At 73.0% G+C, this 17,108-nt stretch carries 12 protein-coding genes and 3 pseudogenes; 3 read left to right on the top strand and 12 right to left on the bottom strand.

Features of this window, described 5'->3' with window-relative positions; all coding sequences use genetic code 11:
- Positions 1-52: 52 nt before the first annotated feature.
- From hutI to BJF80_RS09290, 3 genes are read right to left on the bottom strand one after another with little or no spacing between them, the layout of a single operon-like run.
- Complete coding sequence (gene hutI, locus BJF80_RS09280) at positions 53-1,267, bottom strand: imidazolonepropionase (protein ID WP_075813082.1); 1,215 nt, start codon at positions 1,265-1,267, stop codon at positions 53-55.
- Between the two features lie 23 nt (positions 1,268-1,290).
- Complete coding sequence (locus BJF80_RS09285; RefSeq protein WP_075813084.1) at positions 1,291-2,700, bottom strand: formimidoylglutamate deiminase; 1,410 nt, start codon at positions 2,698-2,700, stop codon at positions 1,291-1,293.
- A complete protein-coding gene (locus BJF80_RS09290; protein ID WP_237767521.1) occupies positions 2,697-3,950 on the bottom strand; it encodes an allantoate amidohydrolase in 1,254 nt (417 codons plus the stop codon). The genes BJF80_RS09285 and BJF80_RS09290 overlap by 4 nt, the downstream gene beginning before the upstream one ends.
- A gap of 121 nt (positions 3,951-4,071) precedes the next feature.
- Here BJF80_RS09290 and BJF80_RS09295 point away from each other — a divergent pair.
- Positions 4,072-4,538: pseudogene (locus BJF80_RS09295) on the top strand (aminoacyl-tRNA deacylase).
- Positions 4,539-4,564: 26 nt separating this feature from the next.
- Here the strand turns inward: BJF80_RS09295 and BJF80_RS09300 are convergent.
- The 6 genes and pseudogenes from BJF80_RS09300 to BJF80_RS09325 all read right to left on the bottom strand — a co-directional run bounded on the left by BJF80_RS09300 (position 4,565) and on the right by BJF80_RS09325 (position 10,784).
- Entirely contained in the window at positions 4,565-5,107 is a 543-nt protein-coding gene (locus tag BJF80_RS09300) for a Uma2 family endonuclease (RefSeq protein ID WP_158068511.1), read from the bottom strand.
- Between the two features lie 77 nt (positions 5,108-5,184).
- Entirely contained in the window at positions 5,185-5,607 is a 423-nt protein-coding gene (locus tag BJF80_RS09305) for a PPOX class F420-dependent oxidoreductase (RefSeq protein WP_075813086.1), read from the bottom strand.
- 36 nt (positions 5,608-5,643) lie between these two features.
- Entirely contained in the window at positions 5,644-6,966 is a 1,323-nt protein-coding gene (locus BJF80_RS09310) for a YjiH family protein (RefSeq protein ID WP_075813089.1), read from the bottom strand.
- Position 6,967: 1 nt separating this feature from the next.
- A pseudogene (hutU, locus tag BJF80_RS09315) lies at positions 6,968-8,624 on the bottom strand (urocanate hydratase).
- Positions 8,625-8,721: 97 nt separating this feature from the next.
- Positions 8,722-10,338 carry a histidine ammonia-lyase gene (gene hutH / locus BJF80_RS09320; protein ID WP_414899292.1) on the bottom strand — a complete coding sequence of 539 codons (1,617 nt, stop codon included), beginning with the start codon at positions 10,336-10,338 and terminating at the stop codon, positions 8,722-8,724.
- Between the two features lie 107 nt (positions 10,339-10,445).
- On the bottom strand, positions 10,446-10,784 hold the full coding sequence (locus BJF80_RS09325) for a hypothetical protein (RefSeq protein WP_143554058.1): 339 nt from the start codon (positions 10,782-10,784) through the stop codon (positions 10,446-10,448).
- Positions 10,785-11,685: 901 nt separating this feature from the next.
- Here BJF80_RS09325 and BJF80_RS19290 point away from each other — a divergent pair.
- A complete protein-coding gene (locus BJF80_RS19290) occupies positions 11,686-12,171 on the top strand; it encodes a glycosyltransferase (RefSeq protein ID WP_202817179.1) in 486 nt (161 codons plus the stop codon).
- A 1,438-nt stretch (positions 12,172-13,609) separates the two neighbouring features.
- Here the strand turns inward: BJF80_RS19290 and BJF80_RS09340 are convergent.
- Complete coding sequence (locus BJF80_RS09340; protein WP_075813095.1) at positions 13,610-14,344, bottom strand: glutamine amidotransferase; 735 nt, start codon at positions 14,342-14,344, stop codon at positions 13,610-13,612.
- Positions 14,345-14,369: 25 nt separating this feature from the next.
- Between BJF80_RS09340 and BJF80_RS09345 the strand changes: the two genes are divergently transcribed.
- Positions 14,370-15,005, top strand: a complete 636-nt coding sequence (locus BJF80_RS09345; RefSeq protein ID WP_075813097.1) for an ASCH domain-containing protein — start codon at positions 14,370-14,372, stop codon at positions 15,003-15,005.
- A 34-nt stretch (positions 15,006-15,039) separates the two neighbouring features.
- On the opposite strand, the pseudogene BJF80_RS09350 reads toward BJF80_RS09345, so the two are convergent.
- Together BJF80_RS09350 and BJF80_RS09355 are read right to left on the bottom strand one after the other, a co-directional pair.
- Positions 15,040-15,938 (bottom strand): annotated as a pseudogene (locus tag BJF80_RS09350) (RtcB family protein); the annotation flags it as partial.
- Positions 15,939-16,006: 68 nt separating this feature from the next.
- Positions 16,007-17,026, bottom strand: a complete 1,020-nt coding sequence (locus BJF80_RS09355) for an NADP-dependent oxidoreductase (RefSeq protein WP_075813099.1) — start codon at positions 17,024-17,026, stop codon at positions 16,007-16,009.
- Positions 17,027-17,108 lie beyond the last annotated feature (82 nt).

Below are 17,108 nucleotides of genomic sequence, written 5' to 3' on the forward strand. Positions count from 1 at the left end.
GTCATACCGCGGTCGCCCTTCACGTCCCCCCGTGGTCTGACGTCGGGACTGCTCAGACCTCCAGGGCACGCACGATCGGCACCCCGACGCGGTAGGGGATGTGCAGCACGCTGGGCGCGTCGACCACGGCGAGGTCGGCGCGCCGGCCCACGCGGATGCGGCCGACGTCGTCCCGGCGCAGCGCGCGCGCCCCGCCGACGGTGGCGGCCCGCACCGCCTCGGCGGGGGTCATCCCCATCTCCCGGACCGCGAGCGCGATCATCAGCGGCATGGAGGAGGAGTGGCAGGTGCCGGGGTTGCAGTCGGTCGCCAGGGCGACGTCGACGCCCGCGTCGAGGAGCCGGCGGGCGTCCGGGTAGGGCTGCCGGGTGGAGAACTCCACGCCCGGCAGCAGGGTCGCCACAGTGTCGCTCCCGACCAGCGCGTCGACGTCCTCGTCGGTGAGGAAGGTGCAGTGGTCGACGCTGGCGGCGCCGAGCTCGACCGCGAGCCGCACGCCCGGGCCGTGCGACAGCTGGTTGCCGTGGACCCGCAGCTCGAGCCCGGCGTCCCGACCCGCCTCGAGCACGCGCCGGCTCTCCTCGCCGTCGAAGGCGTGCGCGCTCGCTGGCTCGCAGAAGACGTCGATCCAGCGGGCATACGGCGCGCAGGCGGCGAGCATCTCGCCGCAGACGAGGTCGAGGTATGCCTCCCGCCCGCCGTCCTCCCTCCGGTCCGGGGGCACGACGTGGGCGCCGAGGAAGGTCGTCTCCGGCGTGACCTCGCGCGCCAGTCGCAGCGCCCGCACCTCGTGCTCGACGTCGAGCCCGTAGCCGCTCTTGATCTCCACCGTCGTGGTGCCCTGGGAGCGCATCTCGGCGACGCGCCGGGCGAGCAGGTCGCGCAGCTCGGCGTCCCCGGCCTTGCGGGTCGCCGCCATCGTCACCGCGATGCCGCCGCCGTCGTAGGGCTGCCCGGTCATCCTGGCGGCGAACTCGGCCGAGCGGTCGCCGGCGAAGACGAGGTGGGCGTGGCTGTCGACGAAGCCGGGCAGGACCGCCTTGCCGCCGAGGTCGATCGCCCAGTCCGCGGCCGGTGCCTGGTCGGCCGGGCCGATCCACTCCACGACGGGCGCCGAGTCCTCGCCCCCGCCACCGAGGACGACGGCGGCGTCGCGGACGACACCGAGGCCGCGGGTGAGCGCCGCCTCCTCCGAGGTGGCTGGTCGCTCCTCCTGGCTGTCGTCGCAGGTGGACAGCTCGCTGATGCCGGTGATGAGCATGCTCATGGGTCGATCCTCTCGTGCCGCGATCAGTCGGTCGGTGCGACCAGCGGGTGGATGGCCTCGGACAGCAGGCGCCCGACGTCGCCCAGCCGGTGGCGCCCGTCCTGCACGACCACCCGCCCGTCGACGACGACCGTGTCGACATCGGCCGAGGTCGCCGCGAGGACGACCTGACCGGGGTCGGTGCCGGCGGTGCGGACGGTGTCGTCGCGCATGGCGACGAGGTCGGCCCGCGCGCCGACCTCGATGCGCCCGGCGTCCGGCCAGCCGATGCTGTCGTGCGCGGTGGCCGCCGCCAGCAGGTCGGCGGGCGTGAACCGGCCCCGCTCGAGGCTGTCGAGCCGCTCGTGCATCTCCAGGGCCCGGGCCTCCTCCAGCAGGTCGACGACGGCGTGCTGGTCCGAGCCGAGGGACAGTCGCGCCCCGGTGTCGCGCAGGGCGCGGGCGGGGCCGATCCCGTCGGCGAGGTCGCGCTCGGTGGTGGGGCAGAAGCAGGCATACGACCGGTGCCGGCCGAGCAGCGCGACGTCCTCGTCGGTGAGGTGGGTGGCGTGCACCGCGCTGAGGTCCGGCCCGAGCACGCCCTCGGCCTCGAGCAGACCGGTGGGGGTGAGCCCGTGCGCGGCGAGGCACGCGTCGTTCTCCGCGGGCTGCTCCGAGAGGTGCACGTGCACCGGCCGCCCGCCCTCCCCGCGACCGGACGTGGGGGGTGTTGACAGAGGCGCTGTCCGGTCGAGGGTCGCGGGCGCGGTGCGCGCCCACGAAGCCACGGTCGCGAGCTGGTCGCGGGGCACGGCGCGCACCGAGTGGATCGCGGCACCGACCCGCAGGTGCGCGGGCCCGCCGTCGGTGTGGTCGCGCAGGTCGTCCACGCGCAGCGCCCAGGTCCGTGCGTCGCCGTCGCCGAAGCGCAGCTGCGGGCCCTCCAGCTCCCGGTGACCGGCGCCGTCGAGCCCGCCGACGAGGTAGCAGGTGTCCAGCAGCGTCAGCCGGATCCCGGCGTCGGCGGCGGCCTGCACCAGAGCCTTCCCCATGACGTTGGGGTCCATGTAGCGCTTCCCGCCGGGCCCGTGGTGGAGGTAGTGGAACTCCCCCACCGCCGTGATCCCGGCGAGCGCCATCTCGGCGTAGGTCGCGCGCGCCAGGGCGAGGTAGCGGTCCGGGTCGAGCCGGGCTGCGACGGCATACATCGTCTCGCGCCAGGACCAGAACGTGCCGCCCCCGTGGTGCGTCCGACCCCGGAGCGCGCGGTGGAAGGCGTGGCTGTGGGCGTTGGCCAGGCCGGGCAGGACGACGCCGGGCAGCCGGTGGTCCCCGTCCTGCGGCGGTATGCCCGCCTCCACCCCGGTGATCCGGCCGTCCTCGACCGTGATGCCGACGTCGGCGGCGACACCGGTCGGCAGGTGCGCGTGCCGCGCGTGGAAGGCGGTGCTCACGGCTGCTCGCTCACGAGGTCGGTCACGCACGCCGCGAGCGCCTCGACGCCGGCGTGGCAGTCGGCGGCCTCGGCGTGCTCGGCGGGGCTGTGCGAGACGCCGGTCGGGTTGCGCACGAAGAGCATCGCGGTGGGTATGCCCGCTCCCGCGAGGATGCCCGCGTCGTGCCCCGCCCCGGTGCCGAGCACGGGCACGCTGAGCTCGTCCGCGCTGCCGAGGACTCGGCGCAGCCGGTCGGCCAGCGCCCCGTCGAAGCGGGTGGTCGGCGTCCAGGACTCGCGGGTGAGGCTGGCACCGTGCCGCCCCGCCCGCTCCTCGAGCTCGGCGACGAGCGCCTCCACCTGGTCCTCCTCCGGTCCTCGCGCGTCCAGCCACCCCGTGACGTGGGAGGGGATCGCGTTGACGCCGCCCGGGGTGACCGCCACCCTGCCGACGGTGGCGACGCAGCCCCGCCCGGCGGCGCCCGCGCGGGCCGCCAGCACGAGGTCGGCATAGCCGAGCATCGCGTCCCGACGGTCCTCCAGCCGGGTGGTCCCGGCGTGGTTGGCCTCGCCGGGGACGTCGAAGCGCCAGCGGCCGTGCGGCCAGATGTCGCTCGCCACCGCGACCGGTGCGTCGAGGTCGACCAACGCCCGGCCCTGCTCGACGTGCAGCTCGACGAAGGCGCCGACGCGCGCCAGCGTCTCCTCGTCCCGCCCCAGGTCGGCCGGGTCGCGGCCCACCGCGGCGAGCGCGTCGGCATACCTCACGCCGTCGGCGTCGGTCAGCGCGCGTGCCCGGTCGGCGTCGAGCGCGCCGGTGAGCAACCGCGACCCTGCGCAGGCGATCCCGAAGCGCGCGCCCTCCTCGTCCACGAAGTTCGCCACCGCGACCGGCCGGGTGGGCGCGACCCCCTCGCTGCGCAGCAGGTCGAGCGCCGCGAACGAGCTGACCACCCCCAGCGGCCCGTCGAAGGCGCCGCCGTCGGGCACGGAGTCCAGGTGCGAGCCGACGACGAGACCGGTATGCCCGGCCCGCACCGCGTCATCCACGGTGCCGGGGCCGTCCCACCACCAGGCCCACTGGTTGCCGACCCGGTCCTCGACCAGATCGAGCCCGCGTGCGGCCGCCTCCTGGGCGAACCACTCCCGCAGCATCGCGTCCTCGCGGGTCCAGGCGAACCGGCGGTAGCCGCCGCTGCCGACCCGGCCCACCGGGTCGAGGTCGGCCCACATGCGGTCGAAGGCGGCGAGGGCGGCTGCGGTGCTCACGGTCCCGACCCTAGGTGTCCGGCGGCGGGCGCTGACAGTGCCGAGCTGCCGTCGTCGTCTCGGATATCAGACACGACAGGACCCAGATGCCATCGCCCGCGCGGGGCATACCCTCGGTCCCATGAGTGAGGAACGCGCCCTGGCCGCGCTGGAGGCGGCTCGGCTCGAGTATGCCGTCACCCGCCACGGCCGGGTCGGGAGCCTGCAGGAGGCGGCCCAGGTGCGTGGCGTCGAGCCGCGCGACATCGTCAAGACCCTGGTGGTACGGCGCGGCGAGGAGGACTACCTCTTCGTCCTCGTGCCGGGCGACCGGGAGATCGCCTGGCCCAAGCTTCGGTCGCTGCTCGGCGTCAACAGACTCTCCATGCCGGACGCGGGACGGCCAAGGAGGCGACCGGCTACGAGCGCGGCACGATCACGCCCTTCGGCTCGACCACCGCCTGGCCCGTCGTCGCCGACGCCAGCCTGACCGGTGAGCAGGGACGCCAGATCTCGCTCGGGGCGGGCGCGCACGGGGTCGCGGTGACCCTCGAGGCCGAGGCCGCGCTGACGGCTCTCGGCGCGCAGGTGGCGGACGTCACCGACTGACCGGCCGGCGGCACACCCGCCGCGGATCAGCGGGTGAGGTCGGAGAGCCGGAAGGACACCTCGAAGGGGTCGGTCACGCGGAACGCCACATCGCCCATGACGACCTCGCCGGACTCGTAGGCGTCGCCCACCAAGCGGTAGACCCGGATGCCCGGCGCCTCCGGGTCCACCACCCAGTAGTGCGGGCAGCCGAAGCGGGCGAGCACGTGCGGCTTCGCGACGAGGTCGGTCCGGCGGCTCGACGGCGACAGGATCTCGACAGCGAGGACCGGTGGGACCTCGACCTGTCCGCCCTCGCGGATCTCCCGGGGGATCACCATGAGGTCGGGCTGGATCATGCTGCGCTCCCCGGCCCGCAGGTCCAGCGGTGCGGCCAGCACGCGCAGGTGCGGCGGACAGGAGGCACGCAGGAGGGCGAAGAGCTCCCCGCTGACCGCCTGGTGGACGATGCTCGGACCGGGGGACACGACCAGCTCACCCTCGATGAGCTGGATCGTCATGTCGTCCCGCTGCTCGCGGTAGGCATACAGGTCCTCGACCGTGTAGATGCCGACCTCGGTCATGCTCATGATCTCCATCGTGCCCCTCCCCCGTCATGACGTCCAGCATGCCGGTCCGGCACGACCGCACCGGCGTCGTCCACAGGTCAGCCGGGCAGGACCCCCGGGGTGACGAGCACGACGGTGTCGCCGTAGGTCCGGCCCTTGCCGCGCATCATGAGCTTGCCCACGAGCCGGAAGACCCGCGTCTGCCAGCCGTACTTCGCCCGCACCGCGGCCCTGACCTCGTCGAAGTCCGCCCCGCCCTGCACCATCTCAGCGGTCCCCTCGACCGGCTCGGTACCCGGCTTCAGCGTCCCGGTCCGACCGCACGGCTGCACCGTGACCCGCGAGGTATGCCGGAGCCGCTTCGTCTTGCCGGTGCCCATCGTCGTGTAGAACCCGACCCGCTCGCCGTCGCGCAGCGGCACCACCCAGACCGGCGTCGGCACCGGCTCGCCGTTGCGGCGGAAGGTCGTGAACGAGATGAACTCCTCGGCACCGAGGTGCCGCACTGCGACGTTGCCCATGCGCCGAACGTACCGGCGGGTAGCGTCCCTCGCGTCTCAGAACAGCAGCAGCCCGACCGGGATCGCGAGGACCAGGCTCAGGCATACCCGCTCGAACCAGACGACGAGCAGCCGCGGGATGGACACCGGGATCTGGGTGCCGACGAGGGAGGGCACCATCGCGGAGAAGAAGATGATCTGGCTGACGCTCACCACGGCGACGACGTACTTCACCGACATCGCGGACTCCGCGACGAGCGCGGCCGGGAGGAACATCTCCGAGACACCCAGCGCGGCGGCCTTGGCGACGAGCAGCGGCTCGGGGATCTGCAGCGCCCAGGTGATGGGGTAGAAGACGTAGCCGAGCCAGTCGAAGACCGGCGTGAACTCGGCGAGCACCAGGCCCAGCAGCCCGATCGACAGGATGCTCGGCAGGATCGCCATGGCCATCCGGAGCCCGTCGAGGAAGGTGGACCGGACCGTCCGCAGCAGGCCCGGGTCCACCGCGACGGTATGCCTGGCCTCCCGCCACGCGGTCGCGAACCGGCCGCCCTCGGTCGGCTGCTCCGGCTGGTGCTCCACGCCGGGCGCCGTCTCGTCCGGCATCCGGCCCAGCGGCGGGATCCGGACCGTGACGGCGGTGACGACGAAGGTGATGAGCAGGGTGGACCAGAAGTAGACCGTCCAGTGGTCCATGAGGTCCAGCGCGCTCGCGACGACGATCATGAAGGTCGCCGAGACGGTGGAGAAGCCGGTGGCGATGACCATGGCCTCGCGCCGGGTGTACTTCCCGTCGAGGTAGACCCGGTTGGTGATGAGCAGGGCGAGCGAGTAGGACCCGACGAAGCTGGCGACGGCGTCGATCGCCGAGCGGCCGGGGGTGCGGAAGACGGGCCGCATGAGCGGCCGCGCGAGCACCCCGATGAACTCCATCAGCCCGTAGCCCACGAGCAGCGCCAGAAAGACCGCCCCGATCGGCACGAGCAGCCCGACCGGGATTACCAGGGCGTTCAGCAGGAACGGCCCCATGCCCTCGGCGAAGAGCCACGCCGGCCCGACCTCGAGGACGAGCATCACCCCGACGACCAGACCGATGACGCGAGCGACGGCGAAGACGGCGTCGGTCGTGCTCCGCCGCCAGGACCCGGTGACCCAGGGGTAGACGGCACCCGCCGCGATGAGGGCGAGGGCATACCAGGGCAGGATGCCGGGGATCGCCTCGCGCAGCCAGGACACGATGTGGTCCAGCGGGATCGTGCTGCGCCCGCCGATCGTGACCGGCACGAAGAACATCACGACGCCGATGGCGGACAGGACGAAGAACTTCCACATGGGGACTGCGGTGTCCGGCACGTCGTCGGGCCGGATGGTGGTGCTCATGTCAGTCGCCCTCCCGCATGGGGACGCGCACGCCGCGCTCGGCGGCCACCTCGTCGCACGGTCGTAGCCGGCGTCGACGTGCCGGATGACGCCCATGCCGGGGTCGTTGGTCAGGACCCGCTCCAGCTTCTGCCGGGCCAGGTCGGTGCCGTCGGCCACGCTGACCTGCCCGGCGTGCAGCGAGCGGCCGATGCCGACGCCGCCGCCGTGGTGCAGCGACACCCAGGACGCGCCGGAGGCGGTGTTGACCATGGCGTTGAGCAGCGGCCAGTCGGCGATGGCGTCCGAGCCGTCGGCCATGGCCTCGGTCTCGCGGTAGGGGCTCGCCACCGAGCCGCAGTCGAGGTGGTCCCGGCCGATGGCGATCGGGGCGCTGACCTCGCCGGAGGCGACCATGTCGTTGAAGCGCACGCCCGCCTTGTCCCGCTCGCCGTAGCCGAGCCAGCAGATCCGCGCGGGCAGCCCCTCGAAGGCGACCTTGTCCTGGGCGCCCCGGATCCACTTCTGCAGGTGGTCGTTGTCGGGGAAGAGGTCGAGCACGGCCTGGTCGGTGGCGGCGATGTCCTTCTCGTCGCCGGAGAGCGCGGCCCAGCGGAACGGGCCCTTGCCCTCGCAGAACAGCGGCCGGATGTATGCCGGGACGAAGCCGGGGAACTCAAAGGCCCGGTCGTAGCCGCCCTGGCGGGCCTCGTCACGGATGCTGTTGCCGTAGTCGAAGACCTCGCGCCGGCGTCCATGAAGCCGACCATCGCCTCGACGTGCCGGGCCATCGACTCCTGTGCCCGGTCGGTGAACTCCTCCGGCTTCTTCTCGGCGTAGTCCTGCCAGTCGGCGAGGTCGATGCCGGTCGGCAGGTAGGACAGCGGGTCGTGCGCGGACGTCTGGTCGGTCACGATGTCGATCGCGACACCGCGGCGCAGCAGCTCGGGGAAGACCTCGGCGGCGTTGCCGACGACGCCGATCGAGACGGCCTCGCGCGCCTGCTTGGCGGCCAGCGCCCGCTCGACCCCGGCGTCGAGGGAGTCGGCGACCTCGTCCAGGTAGCGGCTCTTCACCCGACGGCGCAGCCGGGCCTCGTCGACGTCGACCACGAGGCATACCCCGCCGTTGAGCGTCACCGCCAGCGGCTGGGCGCCGCCCATGCCGCCGCACCCACCGGTGAGGGTGAGCGTCCCGGCGAGGGACCCGCCGAACTTCTTGGCGGCGACCGCGGCGAACGTCTCGTAGGTGCCCTGCAGGATGCCCTGGGTGCCGATGTAGATCCAGGAGCCGGCGGTCATCTGGCCGTACATCGTCAGCCCGAGCTGCTCGAGCCGGCGGAACTCGGGCCAGGTCGCCCAGTCGCCGACGAGGTTGGAGTTGGCGATGAGCACGCGCGGCGCCCACTCGTGGGTCTGCATGACCCCGACCGGGCGACCGGACTGGACCAGCATGGTCTCGTCCTCGCGCAGGTCGGTGAGGGTGCGGACCATGGCGTCGAAGCTGCGCCAGTCGCGCGCCGCGCGGCCGGTGCCGCCGTAGACGACGAGGTCGTCGGGGCGCTCGGCGACCTCGGGGTCGAGGTTGTTCATGAGCATCCGCAGCGGGGCCTCGGTGGCCCAGGAGCGGGCGGTGAGCTGGGTGCCGCGCGGTGCGCGGACAGGACGGGCGCCTTCCATGGTGGTCTCCTTCGACTCGTTTCTCTGGCTTGGCTCTGGCTGTGGCACTTCTTCTGACCGGCCGCACGGTCTGCGCGGACCGGCCGCCCGGTCTGCGTCAGTGCAGCAGTCCGGTGACCCTCTCGGCGGCGGCGCGGACGCGGCCGTCCGCGACGAGATCGACGACGGTCTCGATCTCCGGGCTGAGGTGGCGGTCCGGGCCGGGGCCCTCGACGCCGGACCCGCGCAGCAGCGCCACGACGGCCGCCGTCGCGGGGGCGGGGGTGAGCGGCGCGCGCAGGTCGAGCGCGCGGGCGGCGGTGAGGACCTCGACCGCGACGACGCGGGTCAGCCCGTCGACGGCGCGGCGCAGCTTGCGGGCCGCACCCCAGCCCATGCTCACGTGGTCCTCCTGCATCGCGGAGGAGGGTATGGAGTCCACGCTCGCCGGGGCGGCCAGCCGCTTGAGCTCGCTGACCAGCGCGGCCTGGGTGTACTGCGCGATCATGTGCCCGCTGTCGGTCCCGGGGTCGTCCGCGAGGAAGGGCGGCAGCCCATGGCTGCGGGCGACGTCGAGGAAGCGGTCGGTGCGCCGCTCGCTGATGCTCGCCACGTCGGCGGCGACGATCGCGAGGAAGTCGAGCACGTGGGCGACCGGCGCACCGTGGAAGTTGCCGTTGCTCTCGACCCGTCCGTCGAGCGTGACGACCGGGTTGTCGACGGCGGCGGCGAGCTCGCGGTCGGCGACGGTGCGGGCATACCCGCAGGTGTCGCGGGCGGATCCGTGCACCTGGGGCGAGCAGCGCAGCGAGTAGGCGTCCTGCACGCGGGTGCACGCCTCGGTGCGGTGCGACTCGCGGATCGCGCTGTCGGACATGAGGTCTCGCAAGTTCTCGGCCGACCGGGCCTGGCCGGGGTGCGGCCGCAGCTCGTGCAGGTCGGCGGCGAAGACGTCGTCGGTGCCGAGCAGGCCCTCGACGCTCATCGCGGCGGCGACGTCGGCGGTGGTGAGCAGGGTGTCGAGGTCGTGCAGGGCGAGCACGAGCATGCCGAGCATGCCGTCGGTGCCGTTGATGAGGGCCAGGCCCTCCTTCTCGGCCAGCTCGACCGGGGCGATGCCGGCGCGGGCCAGCGCCTCACCGGCGGGGATGAGCTCCTGCGGGGAGGCCTGCCAGGCCTCCTGGTCCGCGCCCGCCTCCGGACCGACCCGGACCATGCCCTCGCCCATGACGGCCAGGGCGCAGTGGGCCAGCGGCGCGAGGTCGCCGGAGCAGCCGAGGCTGCCGTGCTCGCGCACGACGGGGGTGATGCCGGCGTTGAGGAGCGAGGCATACGCCTGCGCCGTCTCGACCCGCACCCCGGTGCGGCCGGTCGCGAGGGTCGACAGGCGCAGGAGCATGAGCGCCCGCACGACCTCGCGCTCGACCTCCGGGCCGGACCCCGCGGCGTGGCTGCGGACCAGGCTGCGCTGCAGCTGCGCCCGCTTCTCGAGCGGAATGCTGGTGTTGGCCAGCGCGCCGAAGCCGGTCGAGATGCCGTAGTGCGGCTGGGTGTCGCTCGCCAGGTCCTCGATGATGCGGCGGGTCGCGGCGATGCCCTCGACGGCGTCGCCCGCGATGCTCACGCGGGCACCATGCCGGGCGACGGCGACGACCTCGGCGTGGGACAGGGGGCCGACGCCGACGGTCACCTCGGTCGGCAGGTCGGTGCGGGGGTGCTGGCTCATGACCACCATTGGACCGCCCGCGTCGCGCCGCGTCACCCCCGCGACGACTCCCAGCGTCTCAGATCTCAGACAGGGGACGGCATCGAGGGATCAGTCGGTCCGAGCCGTGGCGCCTTCTACCCTCCGGCGCCGTGGTCCTCTCGCGGAGCACCGTCCCCGTCCGCCATCGACATGGCGGCCGCGAGCACCGCCGCTCCGGCCGCCATCACGACCCGGGGCCTCTTCACCCGCGGCCGGAGCCACTCTTCGACGCGGCGGTCCAGGTCGACCGACAGGGCGGAGGTCGCGGCCATCCACAGGGGTGCCCCGACGGCCACCGCCACCTTCCTCGACGTCGACCAGTCGACGCTCGCCGCCACCACGCCGCCCCCGGCCGCGGCCAGGGCGGTCGGCACCGCCACGAAGGCCGCCTGGGCCCAGCGTGGCGCACGCCCGATCGGATAGAGCGTCAACACACCTGCGAGGCCGCCGCTCAGGGCCCTGGTCCGAAGGTCCGTCGCAGTCGTCATGATCCCCACCCTAGGCCGGTGAGCCCGCCGCCTCATGCTGGCCGCATGTCACGATGGGCAGCATCACTGCGAGGGGAGATCTTGCCATGGCCCACGTCCTCGTCTGCGTGCAGCCCGCCCGCGGCCACGTGGGGCCGACCGCACCGATCGTCGTCGCCCTCCGCGAGCGCGGCCACGAGGTGACCGTCATCACCGGCGCCCACTACCGGCATACCTTCGACGCGCTGGGGGCGCGCACCGTCCCGCTCCCGCCCGAGGTCGACTTCGACGACACCGACCTCGACGGCTCGATCCCCGGTCGCGCCGGCCTGCGCGGCCCGAAGCTCGCCCGCTTCGACCTCACGCAGTTCGTCTGCGCCATGCCCGCGCAGCTGCGGGTGGTCGACGACGAGCTGCGGGCGGGAGCCGACGTCGTGCTCTGCGACCCCCTCTTCCTCGCGGGTATGCCGCTCGTCCTGCGACCGCGCGCCTCACGGCCGCGCGTGCTCGCGCTCGGCTTCCTGCCGCTGGTCCCGCCGCTGCCTGCTCTTCCGCCGCCGGCCGGCCCGGTCGACCGCGTCCGCAACGCCCTGATCCGCCGCGTCGCCCACCGCGTGCTGGCGCCCATCACCGCACTCGCCCACCGCCAGGTCGCCGAGCTCGAGGGCATCCGGACCGACCTGGTCCCCTTCGACTGGCCCGGCCACAGCGACGGCATCCTGCAGATGACCGCTCCCGGATTCGAGTACCCACGCTCGCCCGGCGAGGTCCCAGCCCCGGTCCACTTCGTCGGCCCGACCACGACCAGCGCGTCGACCGAGCACCCGCTGCCGGCTGGTGGGCCGATCTGGACGACGACCGCCCTGTCGTGCACGTCACCCAGGGCACGGTCGCCAACACCGACCTCGGGCAGCTCGTGCGGCCGGTCATCGAGGGCCTCGCCGACGCCGAGGTGCTCGTCGTCGCCAGCACCGGCGGGGGCGACCTGGCCCTCGACCGCCTCCCCGACAACGCCCGCGTCGCCGACTTCCTCCCCTACGACGAGTTGCTGCCGCGGTGCGACGTCATGGTCACCAACGGTGGCTACGGCAGCGTCAACCACGCGCTCCGGTATGCCGTGCCGCTCGTCGCCGTCGGCGCGACGGAGGACAAGCGCGACGTGGCGGCCCGGGTCACCTGGTCCGGCGTGGGGCTCGGCACCACCCGGCGCAGCATCGACGCGGCCCGCGCTCGGAGGGCGGTCGAGCGGGTGCTCAGGAACCCGGCATACCGTCAGCGTGCCCGCGAACTCGCCGATCAGATCGCGGCCGGCCCCAGCCGGGACGAGGTCATCGACCTCATCGCGGGCGACTGAGGAAGCATGCTTTACATATGTAAACACACCCGTGCCCACCAGCTCCTCGCGCTCCCGCGCTTCCCTCGTCGCGGCGGCCACCAGCCTGCTGGACGAGCGTGATCCCGCTGGCATCACCATCACCCGGGTCGTGACCCGTGCTGGCCTGACCCGGCCGACGTTCTACGCCACTTTCGGCGACCTGCCGTCGCTGTATGCCGCAGCTGCTGTCGCGCGGATCAGCGCAGCCCTCGAGGGCGAGGCCGAGCCCCAGGCGGAGGAGCACCGCGAGCAGGTCATGGGGGAGACCATCAGCCGCATGCTGGCTCGCATCGCACCCCACCGCGACTTCTCCCGGGGGGTGCTGAGCGGCCACGGGGGGCACATCGTGCAGGCCGAAATCGTCGCGCTTCTCACCGCCAGGATCGCCACCAACACCCCCGTCTCCCGCGCCCTGGCCGGTGGCCCTCTGCCCCTGGAGCTCACCTCGCGTGCTCTCGCCGCCGCCGTCGCCTGGACGATGCTCGACTGGCTCACGGACGACGATCCGGCACCGCTGCACGAACTCACGGGTCCATCCGCGGCCTCGTGCTCCACAGCGTCATCGGCGGCCTGGGCGCGACCCGGCGCATACCCGGACGGAAGGATCACCATGATCGAGGTCGACGACACCCTGCGCGAGCAGCGACTCCTGGCCCGCCAGGCCCTGCAACGGGCGGGCCGACTGCCCTTCAAACCCATCTCCTCCACGAAGTGGACCAACGTCTCGGTCGACAAGCGGGGCGCCCTGCTGGTGCAGCTCGAGCATGACGACATCGCGGGGGTCACGCCAGCGATGTTGAAGTGGTGGTTCGAGAACCTCGCGGGCACGACGACATGGAACGGTGAGGACTTCTCCGGCCCGGAGATCCTCGTGTACCACCTGTGGCACCACCGGGACCACATCCGCGTCACTCCGATGACCGACGCTCCCGAGGGGACACCCAACCGTGGCTTCGCGGTCGGTGCCCGTTCGCGCATCGACGAGCAGTTCAACGACTACCGGGACCGCATCCACCAGGTCATGCACACGACGACGCTGGACGAGTCGGAGTTCACCTTCGACATCCTTGGCCCAGGGGACCGGCCAGCCGGCCGGATCACCCATCGATACGCCGAGGTCCCCGGCGGGGTCAGCTTCTACGCCGAGACCGCAGTCGACTTCGAGGTGCCGCTGGTCGGGCCGCTCCTCAACCGGGCGGTCGGGCCGCAGGTCTTCTCCGCGAGACGGCCGATCACTGGACTACCCACAACATCGAGGAAACGGGGCGGACGCAGGACATTCTGCCGGTGCTGTATGCCGCCGCCCACGTTTCATGAGCAGTCGAACGTGCCTCGATGCAGATCCAGATCCTGCGAGCGAGGCACTTTCGACTGCTCATGCCGGCGGGAGCTTCGGACGAGACGCACCAGGACCTGGTCAGCGGCTGACCTGCGTCGCCATCGTCACGAAGCTGGCCAGGATCCGCCGCACGTCGTCCAGCGCGTCCTCCCGCGCCTGTGCGACGATCGGGCCCACCTCGTCCGGCTCGCAGTAGCCGTGACCGGCATAGATGTGCAGCCGGTGTTCCAAGGAGTCTGCGTCCAGCTCAGGGTGGAACTGCGTGGCATAGACGTGCTGCCCGATCCGGAACATCTGGGTCGGGCAGCCCGCCGACGAGGCCAGCAGGATCGCGCCAGGGGGCAGCACGGCGCAGGCCTCCTTGTGGCCCACGATCGCGTGGAACGGGTTCGGCATCCCCAGCAGCAGCGGGTCGATCCGCCCGTCCACCGTCAGGGAGATCTCCACCGCCGCCGGCGCCTCGCCATACCTCCGGTCGACGACGCCGCCGCAGACCTGCCCGAGCAACCCGATGCCGTAGCACGCTCCGAGGAACGGCTTGTCCGCCGCGACCACCCGCTTCACCAGCTCGCCGAGCTCGCGCTCGACACGCACCTGGACCGGTGATTTGCGCTCGTCCGAGGCGTTGAAGGGGCTGCCACCGAGGATCAGCCCGGCGTAGTCGTCGAGGTCGATCGCAGGCATCGGCCCCGCCTCGACCCGGACCCGGTGCAGCTGGCTCTCCGTGAGGCCGCCGTAGCGCAGGAACCCGGCATACTCGTCGTCGGCGGCGTCGTCCTCGGCGCGCGTGCCGAGCAACAGGAAGGGCCTCACACCGGCTGAGCCTAGGGTGGGGTGCATGAGCGAGCAGACACCGGGCGGAGCGGAGCGCAGCCGGCACGACCGTGCGATCGCCGCGTTCTGGGAGGACGCGCGGATCCGCGGCAAGCTCAACCGCATCGAGGTGTATGCCGGTGCCCAGGTGAGCGACACCCTCCCGCCGCCGGCGTGGAGCTTCGGCGGTGAGGACGACCCGCAGACCGCGGACCGGTTGCTCGGGCTGGTGCTCGCCGGGCGGAAGACCGCGACGGCCAGCGCCTACCGGGACTACGAGGCCGACGCGCGGACCCGGCAGGCCCTGGGCGAGGGGCCCGCCGAGGGCGACACCCTCACCCGCACCGGCGTCGGCCTCGACCTGGCGCTGCCCGAGCCCGGGCTGCTGTCCATCCTGCTCGACGGCTCCGGTCGACCCCGGGCCCTGGTCCGCATCACGGACGTGGACGTGTGCCGCTTCGCCGACGTCCCCGCCGAGCACGCCCGGCTCGAGGGGGAGGGCAACGGCACGCTCGCCGACTGGCGGGCCATCCACCGCGAGGCGTTCGCGGCCACCGCGCCGCACGGCGAGCCGGTCGACGACGACACCCTCGTGGTCCTCGAGCGCTTCGAGGTGCTCGTGCCGGCGTCTGCGCGGCGGGCCGCCCGCGCCTACCGCTGACTCCCCACGTCAGGTGCCGGCTCGGGCCGCGCTCAGTCGCCCGGACCTCCACCAGGTCGGTGGCGTCCGCCATCACCTGGTCGATGTCCTTGTAGGCGGCCGGGATCTCGTCGATGAAGGCGTCGGTGTCACGGTACTCGATCCCGCTCATCGCTGCCCGCAGGTCCTCCACGGTGAACTCCCGCTGCGCCCGCCGCCGGGAGCAGGTCCGCCCGGCACCGTGCGGTGCCGAGTCGAGGGCCTCCCGGCAGCCCTTGCCGACGACGACGTAGGACGCCGTGCCCATCGACCCCGGGATGAGGCCCGGTCGACCGACCTCGGCGTTATGGCGCCCTTGCGGGACAGCCACACGGTCTCGCCGAAGTGGACCTCCTGCTCGGTGTAGTTGTGGTGGCAGTTGATCTCCTCCACCCGCTCCACCGCGGCGACGTCCACCGCCAGCCACTCCGCCACCTGGCGCACGACCCGGCCCATCATCTCCTCGCGGTTGAGCAGCGCATACGTCTGCGCCCACCGCATCTGCGCGATGTAGCGGTCGAACTCGGGCGTGCCCTCGGTGAGGTAGGCCAGGTCCCGGTGCGGCAGGTCGACACCCTCGCACTGCTGCGCGGCGACGCGGATGTGCTGCTGGGCGATCTTGTTGCCGACACCCCGCGACCCGGAGTGCAGGAAGAGCCAGACACCGGCCTGCTCGTCGGCGCTCACCTCGATGAAGTGGTTGCCGGAGCCGAGGGTGCCCAGCTGCAGCTCCCAGCGCCGGGCGTGCTCGGCCGGGTCGAAGCCCGTCTCCTCGGCGAGCGCGCGCAGGGTCGCCAGCCGCGTCTCGGTGTGCTCGCGGCTCACCGCGCGGTTGGCGGCGCCCGCGTGCAGCGGGATCGCCCGCTCGATCGCCTCCCGCACGGGGGTGCGGTCGGCCGGCAGGTCGGTTTCGGTATGCCTGCGCCCCCCTCCTGGTTCTTGCCGCGGCGGGCCGCTCCGGCATACCGCTGAGCGACTCAGCCTCAGACGCGCACGAGCATCTTGCCGGTGTTGTCGCCGCGCAGCAGGCCCAGGAAGGCGTCGACCGCGTGCTCGATGCCCTCGACGACCGTCTCGCGGGACCGCAGCTGACCCGAGGACAGCCACCCGGCGGCCTGCCCGGCGAACTCGCCCGCCAGGTCCTGGTGGTCGGAGACGAGGAAGCCGGTCATCGTGCCGCGCACCTGGATGAGCCGGGCCAGATTGCGGGGCCCGGGCGCGGGCTCGGTGTCGTTGTAGCTCGAGATCGCGCCGCAGATCGCGATCCGGCCACCCTGCCGCAGGGCCCCGATCGCGGCCTCCAGGTGCTCGCCGCCGACGTTGTCGAAGTAGACGTCGATCCCGTCGGGCGCGTGCTCGGCGAGCTGGGCGGCGACGTCGCCGTCCTTGTAGTTGAAGGCGGCGTCGAAGCCGAGCTCGTCCACGAGGTGGTCCACCTTCTCCTGGGAGCCGGCGCTGCCGATCACGCGGGACGCGCCGAGCGCCTTGGCCACCTGGCCGGCCACGCTGCCGACCGCTCCGGCGGCCCCGGAGACGAAGACGACGTCGCCCTCGCGCAGCTGCGCGACGCGGACCAGCCCGGCGTAGGCGGTGAGCCCGGTCATGCCGAGCACCCCGAGGTAGGCGGGGGCGGGCGCCGCGTCGGTGTCGACGACGCGCGCGGACTCGGCGTCCACGACGGCCTCCTCGCGCCAGCCGAGTTGGTGCAGGACGTGGTCACCCACGGCATACCCCTCGGCGCGGGACTCCTCGACGACCCCGACGGCGGCGCCCTCCATCGCCCGGCCCAGCTCGAAGGGCGCGACGTAGGACCGGGTGTCGTTCATCCGACCGCGCATGTAGGGATCGACGGAGATCAGCTCGTTGCGCACCCGCACCTGCCCGTCGGCGAGCTCGGGCAGCTCGCTCGTCGCGAGCTCGAAGTCGGACGGCTCGGGCCACCCGTGCGGGCGGGCGACGAGGCGGACCTCACGGGCGGGGGCGGACTGGTCGGCTGGGGTCACTGTCGGTCTCCTCCGGTCTCGGGTGCTCTCAGGGCGGGCCCGGTTGCCAACACACGCCCCGCGCGAGGTATGCCCGGGAACC

Origin of the sequence: Serinicoccus sp. CUA-874 (assembly GCF_001942225.1) — a bacterium.
GTDB lineage: Bacteria > Actinomycetota > Actinomycetes > Actinomycetales > Dermatophilaceae > Ornithinicoccus > Ornithinicoccus marinus.

Bases quoted from the DNA above. Each gene is read 5' to 3' on its own strand.
- BJF80_RS09345 (WP_075813097.1), top strand. From the start codon at position 14,370: ATGAGCGAGCAGACACCGGGCGGAGCGGAGCGCAGCCGGCACGACCGT.
- hutI (WP_075813082.1), bottom strand. From the start codon at position 1,267: ATGAGCATGCTCATCACCGGCATCAGCGAGCTGTCCACCTGCGACGAC.
- hutH (WP_414899292.1), bottom strand. From the start codon at position 10,338: ATGGTGGTCATGAGCCAGCACCCCCGCACCGACCTGCCGACCGAGGTG.
- BJF80_RS09310 (WP_075813089.1), bottom strand. From the start codon at position 6,966: ATGAGCACCACCATCCGGCCCGACGACGTGCCGGACACCGCAGTCCCC.
- BJF80_RS09300 (WP_158068511.1), bottom strand. From the start codon at position 5,107: ATGAGCATGACCGAGGTCGGCATCTACACGGTCGAGGACCTGTATGCC.
- BJF80_RS09305 (WP_075813086.1), bottom strand. From the start codon at position 5,607: ATGGGCAACGTCGCAGTGCGGCACCTCGGTGCCGAGGAGTTCATCTCG.